This is a genomic window from Rossellomorea sp. ABR4_004 (assembly GCF_056159585.1).
Map to the genome: position 1 here is coordinate 2,357,268 of NZ_JBSWVM010000001.1, position 15,668 is coordinate 2,372,935.

General features: G+C 44.6%; 8 protein-coding genes, 3 tRNA genes, 3 rRNA genes and 1 other annotated feature. Of the genes, 13 read left to right on the forward strand and 1 reads right to left on the reverse strand.

All coding sequences use genetic code 11. The features are described 5' to 3' along the window. The first annotated feature begins 45 nt into the window (after positions 1-45). From ACXAF2_RS11900 to ACXAF2_RS11930, 7 genes are all read left to right on the forward strand, one after another. Positions 46-1,128, forward strand: coding sequence for an HD-GYP domain-containing protein (locus ACXAF2_RS11900; RefSeq protein ID WP_475138912.1), 1,083 nt, complete (start codon positions 46-48; stop codon positions 1,126-1,128). A 342-nt stretch (positions 1,129-1,470) separates the two neighbouring features. Continuing rightward, positions 1,471-3,022, forward strand: a 16S ribosomal RNA gene (locus ACXAF2_RS11905). Positions 3,023-3,132: 110 nt separating this feature from the next. Continuing rightward, a tRNA-Ile gene (locus ACXAF2_RS11910) sits at positions 3,133-3,209 on the forward strand. 14 nt (positions 3,210-3,223) lie between these two features. Then, positions 3,224-3,299, forward strand: a tRNA-Ala gene (locus ACXAF2_RS11915). A 159-nt stretch (positions 3,300-3,458) separates the two neighbouring features. Next, a 23S ribosomal RNA gene (locus tag ACXAF2_RS11920) occupies positions 3,459-6,394 on the forward strand. 100 nt (positions 6,395-6,494) lie between these two features. Next, positions 6,495-6,611 (forward strand): 5S ribosomal RNA (rrf, locus tag ACXAF2_RS11925). The 16S, 23S and 5S rRNA genes sit together here with 2 tRNA genes alongside, the layout of an rRNA operon. A gap of 682 nt (positions 6,612-7,293) precedes the next feature. Next, on the forward strand, positions 7,294-7,779 hold the full coding sequence (locus ACXAF2_RS11930) for a glutathione peroxidase (protein ID WP_475138914.1): 486 nt from the start codon (positions 7,294-7,296) through the stop codon (positions 7,777-7,779). 38 nt (positions 7,780-7,817) lie between these two features. Here ACXAF2_RS11930 and ACXAF2_RS11935 read toward each other — a convergent pair whose 3' ends face one another. Then, positions 7,818-8,753 carry a YaaC family protein gene (locus ACXAF2_RS11935; protein ID WP_475138916.1) on the reverse strand — a complete coding sequence of 312 codons (936 nt, stop codon included), beginning with the start codon at positions 8,751-8,753 and terminating at the stop codon, positions 7,818-7,820. Between the two features lie 112 nt (positions 8,754-8,865). Between ACXAF2_RS11935 and guaB the strand changes: the two genes are divergently transcribed. From guaB to ACXAF2_RS11965, 6 genes are all read left to right on the forward strand, one after another. After that, positions 8,866-10,329 (forward strand): IMP dehydrogenase, encoded by a 1,464-nt coding sequence (guaB, locus tag ACXAF2_RS11940; RefSeq protein ID WP_475138918.1) that lies wholly within the window; start codon positions 8,866-8,868, stop codon positions 10,327-10,329. A gap of 232 nt (positions 10,330-10,561) precedes the next feature. After that, complete coding sequence (locus tag ACXAF2_RS11945; RefSeq protein WP_475139184.1) at positions 10,562-11,881, forward strand: serine hydrolase; 1,320 nt, start codon at positions 10,562-10,564, stop codon at positions 11,879-11,881. Positions 11,882-12,304: 423 nt separating this feature from the next. Continuing rightward, on the forward strand, positions 12,305-13,186 hold the full coding sequence (gene pdxS / locus ACXAF2_RS11950) for a pyridoxal 5'-phosphate synthase lyase subunit PdxS (RefSeq protein ID WP_148996631.1): 882 nt from the start codon (positions 12,305-12,307) through the stop codon (positions 13,184-13,186). 11 nt (positions 13,187-13,197) lie between these two features. Beyond that, positions 13,198-13,788, forward strand: a complete 591-nt coding sequence (gene pdxT, locus ACXAF2_RS11955) for a pyridoxal 5'-phosphate synthase glutaminase subunit PdxT (protein WP_427601440.1) — start codon at positions 13,198-13,200, stop codon at positions 13,786-13,788. A gap of 53 nt (positions 13,789-13,841) precedes the next feature. After that, positions 13,842-14,050 (forward strand) — a binding site (T-box leader). 48 nt (positions 14,051-14,098) lie between these two features. Continuing rightward, positions 14,099-15,373 (forward strand): serine--tRNA ligase, encoded by a 1,275-nt coding sequence (gene serS / locus ACXAF2_RS11960; protein ID WP_475138920.1) that lies wholly within the window; start codon positions 14,099-14,101, stop codon positions 15,371-15,373. A 125-nt stretch (positions 15,374-15,498) separates the two neighbouring features. Continuing rightward, positions 15,499-15,591 (forward strand) — tRNA-Ser (locus ACXAF2_RS11965). Positions 15,592-15,668 lie beyond the last annotated feature (77 nt).

Sequence of the window (15,668 nt, forward strand, 5' to 3'; positions counted from 1 at the left end):
GTAAAATAAACTAGAAGAAAAAGGTGAGAAGTGAGGTGTTCATAGTTGAAGGTACATCGTGGAGAGATACAATTAGGATGCATCGTAGCAGAAGATATAATGGGAATGACAGCCACTCCCATCATTCTAAAGAATACAGTAATAGAAGAAGAACATCTAAGTATTCTTGAAGCATTCCATATCTCAGAGCTCATAATAGAAAAAACAAAAGTGGATGGACATCCATATAAAGCGCCAGTCTCTATTGAAAAAGAGATAGCCGAAGAAGAAATCAATGAGCCTGTCGGATTCATCGATCTCTATTTAAGGACGATCAAGGAATTTAAGAAAGAATTCATGAACTGGCAATCAGGAACATCTGTAAATGTTGCAAGGGTCAGAGAGTTAATGCTACCGGTGATTCAAACGATTCAAGAGAATCATACATATGTGTATTCTCTTCATCGATATTGCACGAAAAAAGATTATCTATTTCACCATGCGATTTCAATGGGTATCATAAGTGCCATGTTAGGAAAGAAGTTAGGCTTGAACCCTGGTCAGGTGAACCAGCTGGCCTTAGCAGGTATCCTGGCAGACTGTGGAATGGCCAAGGTCAGTCCACACATATTAACGAAAGAACAGCCTTTAACAGAAAGTGAATTTAAAGAAGTAAAGCTCCATACAGCCAACGGTTATAAAATGGTTAAAGACACTCCATTGTTAAAAACGGAAACAAAACTGGCAATCTTTCAACATCATGAACGATTTGATGGTACCGGATACCCGTCATCCGAGAAAGATAATCGTATCCATCTTTACTCTCAGATTGTTGGAATCGCGGATGTCTTTCATGCCATGACATCAGAAAGAATATACAGAAGCAAGCAGCCTGTCTTCAAGGTACTGGATATGATCAGTGAAGATTTATTTGGTAAATTCGATATTAAAGTCGTTAACGGCCTTTTGCAATTACTGGGAGATCTAAGGACAGGTACCTCAGTAAGACTATCAACCGGCCAGTACGGAGAAGTGATGTATACCAAGCAAAACGCATATACAAAGCCCATCGTAAAAATAAACAAAACAGAAGAACTCGTAGATCTGTCTCAGCAAAAAGAGATTTATATATCAGAAGTTTTTGCTTGAAGTCATTATGAGTGAATCCTCTTAAGATCCGTCATAGCAACGTATTAAGTAAACCTCAGGTTAGTTTACTAATCTTTGGTTTATTTATTTAGATTTACCTCTTGCCAACCCGGCCAATAGTATGTATAATATTATTTGTTGTCCGAAAGGCATTACATACTGTTTCAGAAAAAAACTTTTCTAAAATAATAAAAATACCTTGACGGTAACGGCAGTAAATGATATATTATAAAGGTCGCTTCAAACAGAAGCACTTACACATTGAACCTTGAAAACTGAACAAAACAAGACAATACGTCAACGTTAATTCTAGATTTATTTTTAAAAGAGCTATTCAAACTTTTATCGGAGAGTTTGATCCTGGCTCAGGACGAACGCTGGCGGCGTGCCTAATACATGCAAGTCGAGCGGACTGATGGGAGCTTGCTCCCATCAGTCAGCGGCGGACGGGTGAGTAACACGTGGGTAACCTGCCTGTAAGACTGGGATAACTCCGGGAAACCGGGGCTAATACCGGATAACTCATTTCCTCGCATGAGGAAATGTTGAAAGGTGGCTTTTAGCTATCACTTACAGATGGACCCGCGGCGCATTAGCTAGTTGGTGAGGTAACGGCTCACCAAGGCGACGATGCGTAGCCGACCTGAGAGGGTGATCGGCCACACTGGGACTGAGACACGGCCCAGACTCCTACGGGAGGCAGCAGTAGGGAATCTTCCGCAATGGACGAAAGTCTGACGGAGCAACGCCGCGTGAGTGATGAAGGTTTTCGGATCGTAAAACTCTGTTGTTAGGGAAGAACAAGTACCGTTCGAATAGGGCGGTACCTTGACGGTACCTAACCAGAAAGCCACGGCTAACTACGTGCCAGCAGCCGCGGTAATACGTAGGTGGCAAGCGTTGTCCGGAATTATTGGGCGTAAAGCGCGCGCAGGTGGTTCCTTAAGTCTGATGTGAAAGCCCACGGCTCAACCGTGGAGGGTCATTGGAAACTGGGGGACTTGAGTGCAGAAGAGGAAAGTGGAATTCCAAGTGTAGCGGTGAAATGCGTAGATATTTGGAGGAACACCAGTGGCGAAGGCGACTTTCTGGTCTGTAACTGACACTGAGGCGCGAAAGCGTGGGGAGCAAACAGGATTAGATACCCTGGTAGTCCACGCCGTAAACGATGAGTGCTAAGTGTTAGGGGGTTTCCGCCCCTTAGTGCTGCAGCTAACGCATTAAGCACTCCGCCTGGGGAGTACGGTCGCAAGACTGAAACTCAAAGGAATTGACGGGGGCCCGCACAAGCGGTGGAGCATGTGGTTTAATTCGAAGCAACGCGAAGAACCTTACCAGGTCTTGACATCCTCTGACAACCCTAGAGATAGGGCTTTCCCCTTCGGGGGACAGAGTGACAGGTGGTGCATGGTTGTCGTCAGCTCGTGTCGTGAGATGTTGGGTTAAGTCCCGCAACGAGCGCAACCCTTGATCTTAGTTGCCAGCATTCAGTTGGGCACTCTAAGATGACTGCCGGTGACAAACCGGAGGAAGGTGGGGATGACGTCAAATCATCATGCCCCTTATGACCTGGGCTACACACGTGCTACAATGGACGGTACAAAGGGCAGCAAGACCGCGAGGTTTAGCCAATCCCATAAAACCGTTCTCAGTTCGGATTGTAGGCTGCAACTCGCCTACATGAAGCTGGAATCGCTAGTAATCGCGGATCAGCATGCCGCGGTGAATACGTTCCCGGGCCTTGTACACACCGCCCGTCACACCACGAGAGTTTGTAACACCCGAAGTCGGTGAGGTAACCTTTTGGAGCCAGCCGCCTAAGGTGGGACAGATGATTGGGGTGAAGTCGTAACAAGGTAGCCGTATCGGAAGGTGCGGCTGGATCACCTCCTTTCTAAGGAAGATTTACTAAACGTTTGACAAGTCGAAGTTTTGTTCAGTTTTGATGGTTTAATCATCACAAACAATGGTAAGCATTGCTTATCATTCATTTTTATGGAATATGGGCCTATAGCTCAGCTGGTTAGAGCGCACGCCTGATAAGCGTGAGGTCGGTGGTTCGAGTCCACTTAGGCCCACCATATTCTCGATACAAGGGGCCTTAGCTCAGCTGGGAGAGCGCCTGCTTTGCACGCAGGAGGTCAGCGGTTCGATCCCGCTAGGCTCCACCAAGGTTTTTTACGAAGCGTCAGCGGAGTAAAATAACCCTCCATATTGTCTCTTACGAGACACATGATTGTTCTTTGAAAACTAGATAAAGATAAATTGATAGTCAAGAAATTACCGAGTATCGCCATTTTAGGTTTTAAACCTGATGTAACAACCAATTCGGTTAAGTTATGAAGGGCGCACGGTGGATGCCTTGGCACTAGGAGCCGACGAAGGACGGGACTAACACCGATATGCTTTGGGGAGCTGTAAGTGAGCTTTGATCCAGAGATTTCCGAATGGGGGAACCCATTGTTCGTAATGGAACAATATCCTTACTTGAATACATAGAGTATGGAAGGCAGACCCAGGGAACTGAAACATCTAAGTACCTGGAGGAAGAGAAAGCAATTGCGATTCCCTGAGTAGCGGCGAGCGAAACGGGATGTAGCCCAAACCAAGAGGCTTGCCTCTTGGGGTTGTAGGACACTCTATACGGAGTTACAAAGGAATGAAGTAGACGAAGAAGTCTGGAAAGGCTCGTCAAAGAAGGTAACAACCCTGTAGTTGAAACTTCATTCCCTCTTGAGTGGATCCTGAGTACGGCGGGACACGTGAAATCCCGTCGGAAGCTGGGAGGACCATCTCCCAAGGCTAAATACTCCCTAGTGACCGATAGTGAACCAGTACCGTGAGGGAAAGGTGAAAAGCACCCCGGAAGGGGAGTGAAATAGAACCTGAAACCGTGTGCCTACAAGTAGTCAGAGCCCGTTAACGGGTGATGGCGTGCCTTTTGTAGAATGAACCGGCGAGTTACGATCCCATGCAAGGTTAAGTCGATGAGACGGAGCCGCAGCGAAAGCGAGTCTGAATAGGGCGAATTGAGTATGTGGTCGTAGACCCGAAACCAGGTGATCTACCCATGTCCAGGATGAAGTTCAGGTAACACTGAATGGAGGTCCGAACCCACGCACGTTGAAAAGTGCGGGGATGAGGTGTGGGTAGCGGAGAAATTCCAATCGAACTTGGAGATAGCTGGTTCTCTCCGAAATAGCTTTAGGGCTAGCCTCATGTGTAAGAGTCTTGGAGGTAGAGCACTGTTTGGACTAGGGGCCCTCATCGGGTTACCGAATTCAGACAAACTCCGAATGCCAAAGACTTATCCATGGGAGTCAGACTGCGAGTGATAAGATCCGTAGTCGAAAGGGAAACAGCCCAGACCACCAGCTAAGGTCCCAAAGTATACGTTAAGTGGAAAAGGATGTGGAGTTGCTTAGACAACCAGGATGTTGGCTTAGAAGCAGCCACCATTTAAAGAGTGCGTAATAGCTCACTGGTCGAGTGACTCTGCGCCGAAAATGTACCGGGGCTAAACGTATCACCGAAGCTGTGGATTGACACCTCTAGGTGTCAGTGGTAGGAGAGCGTTCTAAGGACTGCGAAGCTAGACCGTAAGGACTGGTGGAGTGCTTAGAAGTGAGAATGCCGGTATGAGTAGCGAAAGATGGGTGAGAATCCCATCCACCGAATGCCTAAGGTTTCCTGAGGAAGGCTCGTCCGCTCAGGGTTAGTCGGGACCTAAGTCGAGGCCGATAGGCGTAGACGATGGACAACAGGTTGATATTCCTGTACCACCTCTTTTCCGTTTGAGCAATGGGGGGACGCAGGAGGATAGGGTAAGCGCACTGCTGGATATGTGCGTCTAAGCAGTTAGGCTGATGATGAGGCAAATCCCATCATCGTGAAGGCTGAGCTGTGATAGCGAGCGAATTATAGTAGCGAAGTTCCTGATTCCACACTGCCAAGAAAAGCCTCTAGCGAGGAAAAAGGTGCCCGTACCGCAAACCGACACAGGTAGGCGAGGAGAGAATCCTAAGGTGAGCGAGAGAACTCTCGTTAAGGAACTCGGCAAAATGACCCCGTAACTTCGGGAGAAGGGGTGCTCTGGTAGGGTGCAAGCCCGAGAGAGCCGCAGTGAATAGGCCCAGGCGACTGTTTAGCAAAAACACAGGTCTCTGCGAAGCCGTAAGGCGAAGTATAGGGGCTGACGCCTGCCCGGTGCTGGAAGGTTAAGAGGAGTGCTTAGCGCAAGCGAAGGTGCGAATCGAAGCCCCAGTAAACGGCGGCCGTAACTATAACGGTCCTAAGGTAGCGAAATTCCTTGTCGGGTAAGTTCCGACCCGCACGAAAGGCGTAACGATCTGGGCACTGTCTCAACGAGAGACTCGGTGAAATTATAGTACCTGTGAAGATGCAGGTTACCCGCGACAGGACGGAAAGACCCCGTGGAGCTTTACTGTAGCCTGATATTGAATTTTGGTACAGCTTGTACAGGATAGGTAGGAGCCTTGGAAGCCGGAGCGCCAGCTTCGGTGGAGGCATCGGTGGGATACTACCCTGGCTGTATTGAAATTCTAACCCGCGCCCCTTATCGGGGTGGGAGACAGTGTCAGGTGGGCAGTTTGACTGGGGCGGTCGCCTCCTAAAGAGTAACGGAGGCGCCCAAAGGTTCCCTCAGAATGGTTGGAAATCATTCGCAGAGTGTAAAGGCACAAGGGAGCTTGACTGCGAGACCTACAAGTCGAGCAGGGACGAAAGTCGGGCTTAGTGATCCGGTGGTTCCGCATGGAAGGGCCATCGCTCAACGGATAAAAGCTACCCCGGGGATAACAGGCTTATCTCCCCCAAGAGTCCACATCGACGGGGAGGTTTGGCACCTCGATGTCGGCTCATCGCATCCTGGGGCTGTAGTCGGTCCCAAGGGTTGGGCTGTTCGCCCATTAAAGCGGTACGCGAGCTGGGTTCAGAACGTCGTGAGACAGTTCGGTCCCTATCCGTCGTGGGCGCAGGAAATTTGAGAGGAGCTGTCCTTAGTACGAGAGGACCGGGATGGACGCACCGCTGGTGTACCAGTTGTCTTGCCAAAGGCATCGCTGGGTAGCTATGTGCGGAAGGGATAAGTGCTGAAAGCATCTAAGCATGAAGCCCCCCTCGAGATGAGATTTCCCATCACGTATGTGAGTAAGATCCCTAGAAGATGACTAGGTAGATAGGTCAGAGATGGAAGCATGGCGACATGTGGAGTTGACTGATACTAATCGATCGAGGACTTAACCACAAAGAGTCATTTTTAAATGAACAACATTGGTCGGTATTCGGCTTTCTTGACATCAATTCTTTATCTAGTTTTGAAGGAACAACCCTTCAATTGAATATTGTCTGGTGACAATGGCGAAGAGGTCACACCCGTTCCCATGCCGAACACGGAAGTTAAGCTCTTCAGCGCCGATGGTAGTTGGGGGATCTCCCCCTGTGAGAGTAGGACGTCGCCAGGCAAATGTAAAAAAGAGTAGCTCTTAGGGGCTGCTTTTTTTGTGCTTTCATCAGAAACGGTGTTGGACGGTGAATCCAGGCTCCTATCTCTATCCAGTTAACCTTAGATGAAGCAGAGTTTTGGTGTTATAATATGGAAAAATACGCATTAAATAAAAAAGTGACGCAATAAAGGTTGAAAACGACGCAATAAAGGTCTAAAAAGACGCATAAAATAAAATAACGACGCAATAACAGTCAAAATCGACGCAATTAGCATACAGCTTCAAGCTTAACGGCCTCTATTTCTATGAAAATATTGATATCTACCTCCCTAAAATAGCTTTCGTTAACACAAAGAAAATTTTTGAGATAGATAGGAACATTTATTAGTACTTAATACATACAAATCTTCATTTTGAGGAACACGATATCCTCGAAATCTTTCCTGGTGGCCAGCAAATGCAATGTTACTCCAAATCATCCTTAGTTATTTGTATCTAAATCCTATTTTCTATCAACTATTCAAATTTATAATCCTTTATGATATCCGACGTCCTACAACCTGACAACCACCAACAAACAACTCACCAACCCATTGCATCTCAACCAACCACATACCGCCACCATCACACGCTCAAAATTGCTATCCACCAACTCTCTAAAGTATTATTTATATAAGAGTATATACAAGGAGAGATGAACATGACGACAATTTATGATTTCACCGTAAAAAAAGCGAATGGATCTGTAACGTCTCTAGAAGAGTACCAGGGGAAAGTGATGCTTATCGTGAACACAGCCAGTAAGTGCGGCTTTACACCTCAATTTGAGGAGCTGCAGGGCCTGTATGAAGAGTATAAGGATGAAGGACTTGTTGTCCTTGGATTTCCATGTGATCAGTTCATGAACCAGGAATTTGATGATCAGGATGAAATCATGGAGTTTTGTCAGGTGAACTACGGGGTATCTTTTCCGATGTTTGCGAAAGTAGATGTGAAGGGAAAGGAAGCTCATCCTCTCTTCACGTTTTTAACGAAAGAGAAAAAGGGTGTCCTTCTTTCGAACATTAAGTGGAACTTCACGAAATTTTTAGTTGGGAAAAATGGAGAGGTGTTTGATCGTTATTCTCCACAAACAAATCCCCGTAAAATTGAGGACGATATTAAGGCGTTACTACAAGCAGAATAGGGATAGAGGAGAGGGAGTCCGTTATCCTTCCTCGTCCCCTACATTTTATCCTGAAGTAATTTTAGTAAAAGATACGGTGCTTTCTCAGTTGTGACATTGATGAACGTATGGATGATGGGATAGTCCTCATTGGTTCGGTTTTTTAACAGTTCCACCCACCATTCTGTTTCGTATCGGGCAATCATGCTCAGGTTATATAATATAGCATAATGGATGAGTACTTCAGGTATTGTGGTGGCTTCATTCCGAATGCCGGGCAGGGCTAATCGGTTTTTGTCCAAGTGCCATCTAATGGGAAGTTGCTCCCGGGCATGTCGTGATTGTAGCGTAATGTCTGAAATCCAAGTGAAATTCTCTGTTACCTTTTCATTCAGATATTGTTTGAACAAACTTTGTGACATATGAAAATGGGATAGTAATGACTCATCAATCATCAGCTCATGTTGATGGTTAAACCAGAACATGGTTTTCTTTTTGAGTAAAATTTGAAATGCATCTTCAAGCTCAGGTATTTGTATGAGTAAATCTTCCATCTTGAATTTTTCCCCCACGATATGTTTCACGTGAAACACGAGGTTGGAGAAGTGTGAAAACAGGCCATTTTTCTGTACCTTAACTTCATCTTGTAAAAAGCGGTACTGCTGCTTTTTTCTTTTCCTGGAGGTAATCCCATGGGCCAGGACCGTGGTTGTTTCTGGATATAAGGGGTCCTCCGTTAACACAATGGCTTTGATAAAGTGGATAAATCCATAGAAAAGCAAAATAGGCTTGAGTGATATAGGAGATTGCATGGCTTGTCTGTAATAAAGTTCTCCTTGCTCCAAGTAGTACATGAATGGATAACAGTTATCATAGCTTTTCATTTCGGCCTGAGAAGTTCCCAATTTTTCATAGCATTTTTTTAGAAACTTCTGGGAGTATTCTGCAGACTGAAAATAGTGGATGAAGTCCCGTTGTTGATGTATTTCGTTCAAATGATCACCTTCTAATTATTCTGAAAAATTAAATTAATCCTATTCTTCTTGACAGTATTTTAACCAATTGATAACCTACTAATAATATTTTGGGACTAGGGAGGCCGAAAACATGTGGGATTCTAAATTTGCTAAAGAAGGTTTAACGTTTGATGATGTACTATTATTACCAGCCAAATCAGAGGTATTACCAAAGGATGTAAATATCTCTGTTGAATTAACAGATTCAATTAAATTGAATGTTCCTGTGATCAGTGCAGGAATGGATACTGTAACAGAAGCTGAAATGGCGATAGCAATGGCTCGCCAAGGTGGATTAGGTATCATCCACAAGAATATGAGTATTGAACAGCAGGCTGAGCAAGTTGATAAGGTAAAACGTTCCGAAAGTGGAGTTATCTCTGACCCATTCTTTTTAACTCCGGATCATCAAGTTTTTTCTGCGGAACACTTGATGGGCAAATATAGAATTTCCGGTGTTCCGATTGTGAACAACGAACAAGAGCAAAAACTGGTAGGGATTTTAACGAATCGTGACCTTCGTTTCATCCAGGATTACTCCATTCAGATCTCGGATGTCATGACGAAGGAAAACCTCGTGACAGCTCCTGTTGGCACTACCCTAGAAGAAGCGGAAAAAATTCTTCAGCAGTACAAAATTGAGAAGCTTCCTCTGATTGATCAAGAAGGAACGCTTAAAGGACTTATTACGATTAAAGATATCGAAAAAGTCATTGAGTTCCCTAACTCTGCCAAAGACGAACAGGGTCGCTTATTGGTGGGAGCAGCTGTCGGTATCTCGAAAGATACGATGACTCGTGTTGAACATTTAGTGAAATCACATGTGGATGTGATTGTAATTGATACAGCTCACGGCCATTCAGCAGGAGTCCTTTCTATTGTTCGTGAAATCCGCAATGCTTATCCAACGTTAAATATCGTAGCAGGAAATGTGGCAACGGCAGATGCGACAAGAGAATTGATTGAAGCTGGTGCCGATGTAGTCAAAGTGGGGATTGGACCTGGTTCAATCTGTACGACTCGTGTTGTTGCAGGTGTCGGCGTTCCACAAATTACCGCTGTATATGATTGTGCGACAGAAGCAAGAAAGCATGGAAAGAGCATCATTGCTGATGGCGGCATCAAGTATTCAGGTGATATCGTAAAAGCATTAGCAGCAGGTGGACATGCCGTTATGTTAGGAAGCTTACTTGCAGGTACATCTGAAAGCCCAGGCGAAACGGAAATCTTCCAGGGCCGTCGTTTCAAAGTGTATAGAGGTATGGGATCAGTCAGCTCCATGGAAAAAGGATCGAAGGACCGCTATTTCCAGGAAGAAAATAAAAAGTTTGTTCCAGAAGGAATCGAAGGACGCATTCCTTACAAAGGACCTTTAGCTGATACACTGTATCAGTTAATCGGAGGCTTACGTTCAGGCATGGGATATTGCGGAACGAAGGATCTATTCGAGTTGAGAGAGCAGGCGCAGTTCATTAAAATGACGGGTGCCGGACTTCGTGAAAGTCATCCTCATGATGTGCAAATCACGAAAGAAGCACCAAACTATTCATTATAAGAAAATAATTCCAAATGCTGATCAGTTACTACTGGTCAGTATTTTTTTATTTAGATTAGAGTGATATTTACCGCCTTTTATCAGAGGTCGCAAGTCCCTTGACCCATGCCAAAACTAGTCATATTCTCTGTCTATTCTTACCTTTCGAACTATGATAAAATAACGAAGGTGTACATAAAATCTTGGAGGGCTAACAGTGAAAAGAAGTTGGATTCAAAAATCTTTTGTTTGTATGATGGTTTTTATGATGGCAATGGGTATTGTAGGGAGACCTGCCAATGCTCAGGGAGACTTGGACGTTAACGCAAAAGCTGCGATTTTAGTAGAAGCAAGCACGGGTAAAATTCTTTATGAAAAGAACTCAGAAAATGCTCAGGGCATTGCAAGTATGACGAAAATGATGACAGAGTACCTGTTATTGGAGGCTGTGGCAGAAGGAAAGGTGAAATGGGACCAGAAGTATACGGTACCTACTAATCTTTCTCAAATGTCTCATAACGGTGAACTGAGTAATGTTGACCTTCGAGAAGAAGGTACCTACACGATCAAAGAATTGTATGAAGCAATGGCGATTTATTCTGCTAATGCAGCGACAATAGCCATATCAGAAACGATTGCCGGTTCAGAAGCAAATTTCGTCAAAATGATGAATGCAAAAGCTAAAGAACTTGGCTTGGAAAAATATAAATTCGTTAATTCTACAGGTTTAAATAATCGGGATCTGCAACCATATGTAGATAGTGTTGTTGGGGGTCCAGAAGAAGAAAATGTCATGTCTGCAAAGGACGTTGCCACATTGGCGTACCGTTTGCTTCATGATTATCCTGAAGTACTCGAGACTTCCAGTATTGCGAAAAAGGTATTTGCAGAAGGAACAGAAGATGCAACTCAAATGGATAACTGGAACTGGATGTTACCGGGATTGATCCGTGAGTACGAAGGAATGGACGGTTTGAAAACCGGTACCACAGATTTTGCAGGAGCTAACTTCACCGGTACAGCAGAAAGAGATGGAATGAGATTCATTACCGTGGTAATGGATGTTGATGTACCAGCTGGTGAAAACTCCTACGATGCCCGCTTTAGTGAAACAAGAAAAATGATGGATTATGCTTTCAATAATTATTCAATAGAGGAAGTACTCCCTGCTGACTATCAAGTGAAAGGTCAAAAGACACTTCCAGTTGAAAAAGGTAAGGAAAAAGAAGTTCAAATCAAAACCGATTCGGCACTAAGCATGGTGATTAAGAACGGTGAAGAAGATCAATACAAACCGAAATTTGTGTTAGATAAGAAAAAACTGAACGATGACAGTGAACTGACAGCACCTGTTAAAAAAGGAGAAAAAGTTGGGTACGTCACGTTGGAATCTAAGGATAAGAAAGATTTAGGTTATCTTACAGACAAAGGGACAAATGCCTCAAAAGCATCTGTTGTAGCTGTGGATGGTGTTGAAAAAGCAAACTGGTTTGTCCTTTCTATGAGAGCTGTAGGAGGTTTCTTCGGGGACATCTGGAACTCAGTTACATCAACGGTTAAAGGCTGGTTCTAATAAGCCCTTAGGTAAATGATTAAATCAGCACCAAGACTTTAATGTTAGGACAAGTCTTGGTGTTTTTTTATAGTCAGGGTGATAAAGAGGGATCTTACTAGAGCGTCTCAGAAATTTCCATGAAATGCTTGTCGCCTCTAACCAAGCCGCTTCCGCTTTTCGAGGTGTCCAGCTCCAGGGCTTAGAGGCTCGAGGTCATAAGCCAAACATGCCAAAAAGGCAAAGAACGCCTTTCCGGCATTTTCGTCTTATGCTTGTCGCCTCTGGGCAAAGCCCTTCCGCTTTTCGTCTTGACATAAGCTTGTTTTTATTGTTTATTTAGCAGTAGGGTTACATAATCATTCCGATTGTTTTAGTCACGTTTTCTTCCTTTTTTGGGTGGATATGGGACAGGCATGGGATAAATATAAGGGGGATATAGATATGAATACTGGTACAGATCGTGTTAAAAGAGGTATGGCTGAAATGCAAAAAGGCGGCGTTATCATGGACGTTGTCAATGCAGAGCAGGCAAAAGTTGCTGAAGCTGCGGGTGCAGTGGCGGTAATGGCTTTAGAACGAGTTCCAGCAGACATCCGTGCTGCAGGTGGGGTAGCAAGAATGGCAGATCCCCGTATTATTGAAGAAGTTATGGGGGCTGTGTCGATTCCTGTAATGGCAAAAGCGCGTATCGGTCATATTGTAGAGGCAAGAGTCCTTGAATCAATGGGTGTTGATTATCTTGATGAGAGTGAAGTATTAACGCCTGCTGATGAAGAGTACCATTTAAATAAAAGAGATTTCACTGTACCATTCGTATGTGGTTGCCGTGATTTAGGTGAAGCTGCCCGCCGTATTGGTGAAGGCGCGTCCATGTTACGTACAAAAGGTGAGCCGGGAACTGGTAACATCGTTGAAGCGGTTCGTCATATGCGTAAAGTGAATGCCCAGGTTCGCAAGCTTGTAAGCATGAACGAAGATGAAATCATGACAGAAGCTAAACTTCTGGGAGCTCCATATGAATTATTGTTAGAAATTAAAGAAAACGGACGTTTACCTGTTGTAAACTTTGCTGCAGGCGGAATTGCAACACCAGCTGATGCGGCTCTTATGATGGAATTGGGGGCTGACGGAGTATTCGTAGGTTCTGGTATCTTCAAATCAGAGAACCCTGAGAAATTTGCAAAAGCGATCGTAGAAGCGACAACTCACTATCAAGATTACAAGTTGATCGCAGAGCTATCTAAAGAGCTTGGTGTAGCAATGAAGGGAGTAGAAATTTCTTCTATTTTACCTGAAAACCGTATGCAAGATCGTGGATGGTAAGGTGTGATTCTATGTTGAACATCGGTGTATTAGGACTTCAAGGTGCCGTCAGGGAGCATGTTCGTTCAATCGAAGCTTCTGGTGCCAAGGCCGTCGTCATTAAGCGTGTGGAGCAGCTGGAAGAGATTCATGGCCTGATCATGCCTGGTGGGGAAAGTACCACCATGAGAAGGCTGATTGATCGCTATGGCTTTATGGAGCCGTTAAGACAATTTGCGGCAGCAGGGAAGCCGATCTTTGGAACATGTGCAGGATTGATTCTTTTAGCGAAGCACATTGTCGGCTACGACGAACCTCATCTTGGTGTGATGGACGTAACAGTGGAACGTAATTCCTTTGGGCGTCAGAAAGAAAGTTTTGAAGCGGATCTTTCGATTGCTCACATTGGAGAAGGATTCAATGCCGTCTTCATCCGTGCTCCGCATATCGTGGAAGCTGGAGAAGATGTTGAAATCCTTGCGAAGCATAATGAACGGATTGTTCTTGCACGCCACGGACAATTCCTCGGTTGCTCTTTCCATCCTGAGTTAACGGATGATCACCGTTTGACTTCTTTCTTCGTTGAGATGGTGAAAGAAAGCATGGAAAAAACAATCGCATAATTCTATTGCAAAATGGAAAACATTGTAGTAGATTATGAAATAACCAATAAAAAACAAAATCGTTGACAGGAAATAGTAGTAAAGAAGGCTTGCTTAAGAGAGTCGATGGCCGGTGAGAATCGACGCAAGAGCTTTATGAATCCATCCTTGAGTGAAGTACTGAATGAAGTAGGTATTTTCGGTGATTCCGTTACCATCTCTTAAGAGGAAGATGCTTAGCGTCTTCAATTAGGGTGGCAACGCGGAAACCTCCGTCCCTTTTACCAGGGATGGGGGTTTTTTATTTTTTTATAAAAAAGGAGAGAATCTCATGTTAGACATTAAGTACTTACGTAATAATCTGGAAGATGTGAAGGCACGTCTGCAGCACCGTGGTGAGAATCTGGAGGATTTCGGCAAATTCGAAGAGCTTGATAAGAGAAGAAGAGAGCTGCTTGTAGAAAGTGAAGAATTAAAGAGCAAGCGTAATGACGTATCCCAGCAAATTGCAGAACTGAAGAAAGAGAAAAAGGATGCTCAGGACCTGATCGTTGAAATGCGTGAAGTTGGGGCCATGGTAAAAAAACTGGATGATGAGTTACGAGGAATTGAAGAGGAGTTAGAGCGTATGCTGCTTTCCATTCCTAATATTCCACATGAAACGGTACCTGTTGGTGAAACGGAAGATGATAATGTAGAGGCCCGCAAATGGGGAGAGATACGTGAGTTTGATTTCGAGGCACAGCCTCACTGGGACATTGCAACAGGCCTTGGGATCCTGGATTTCGAACGTGCCGGCAAAGTGACTGGAAGCCGTTTTGTTTTCTATAAAGGGTTAGGAGCAAGACTTGAAAGAGCGTTGATTAACTTCATGATGGATCTTCACATGGATGAGCATGGGTATACAGAAATGATCCCTCCATTCCTGGTGAATAGAGCGAGTATGACAGGAACAGGTCAACTTCCTAAGTTTGAAGAAGATGCGTTCAGAATCGAGAGCGAGGATTATTTCCTGGTTCCTACTGCAGAAGTGCCTGTAACGAACTATCACCGTGATGAGATCATGAATGGTGAAGAATTACCCGTAAGCTATGTGGCGTACAGTGCTAACTTCCGTTCTGAAGCTGGATCTGCAGGCCGTGATACACGTGGTCTGATCCGTCAGCATCAATTTAACAAAGTAGAGCTTGTTCGCTTTGTGAAACCTGAAGATTCTTATGATGAGCTTGAGAAGCTGACTGGACATGCTGAGAAAGTCCTTCAGTTATTGGGCTTACCATACCGTGTATTATCTATGTGCACTGCGGATTTAGGCTTCACGGCTGCCAAGAAATATGACATTGAAGTCTGGATTCCAAGTTACGGAACGTACCGTGAGATTTCTTCTTGCAGTAACTTTGAAGGCTTCCAAGCAAGACGTGCGAACATTCGTTTCAGAAGGGAAGCTAAAGGAAAACCTGAACATGTGCATACGCTGAATGGATCTGGTTTAGCAATCGGACGTACGGTTGCCGCCATCTTGGAAAACTACCAGCAAGAAGATGGATCTGTCATTGTTCCGGAAGCTCTTCGTCCGTATATGGGTGGAGCGGAAGTCATTAAATAATACCAGCCCAGCTGGAAGACAATGAAAAGGTGCCTCACGAATTCAGCGTGTGGCACCTTTTCATTTTTTTAAGAAATATACTTGACTCCATTTGCACACCATGTTATTATAATTCTTGTCGATACGGAGGAATACCCAAGTCCGGCTGAAGGGATCGGTCTTGAAAACCGACAGGGGTGTAACAGCCCGCGGGGGTTCGAATCCCCCTTCCTCCTCCATTGATTTTTTTATAACCATAGCGCATAAACATTGGAGATAGAATTCGTTACATTTTATGTAACGAATTTTTTTATTT

Excerpts from the sequence above, each read along its gene's own strand:
- pdxS (WP_148996631.1), top strand. The coding sequence starts at position 12,305 with ATGAATACTGGTACAGATCGTGTTAAAAGAGGTATGGCTGAAATGCAA.
- pdxT (WP_427601440.1), top strand. The coding sequence starts at position 13,198 with ATGTTGAACATCGGTGTATTAGGACTTCAAGGTGCCGTCAGGGAGCAT.
- ACXAF2_RS11945 (WP_475139184.1), top strand. The coding sequence starts at position 10,562 with ATGATGGTTTTTATGATGGCAATGGGTATTGTAGGGAGACCTGCCAAT.
- ACXAF2_RS11930 (WP_475138914.1), top strand. The coding sequence starts at position 7,294 with ATGACGACAATTTATGATTTCACCGTAAAAAAAGCGAATGGATCTGTA.
- serS (WP_475138920.1), top strand. The coding sequence starts at position 14,099 with ATGTTAGACATTAAGTACTTACGTAATAATCTGGAAGATGTGAAGGCA.
- guaB (WP_475138918.1), top strand. The coding sequence starts at position 8,866 with ATGTGGGATTCTAAATTTGCTAAAGAAGGTTTAACGTTTGATGATGTA.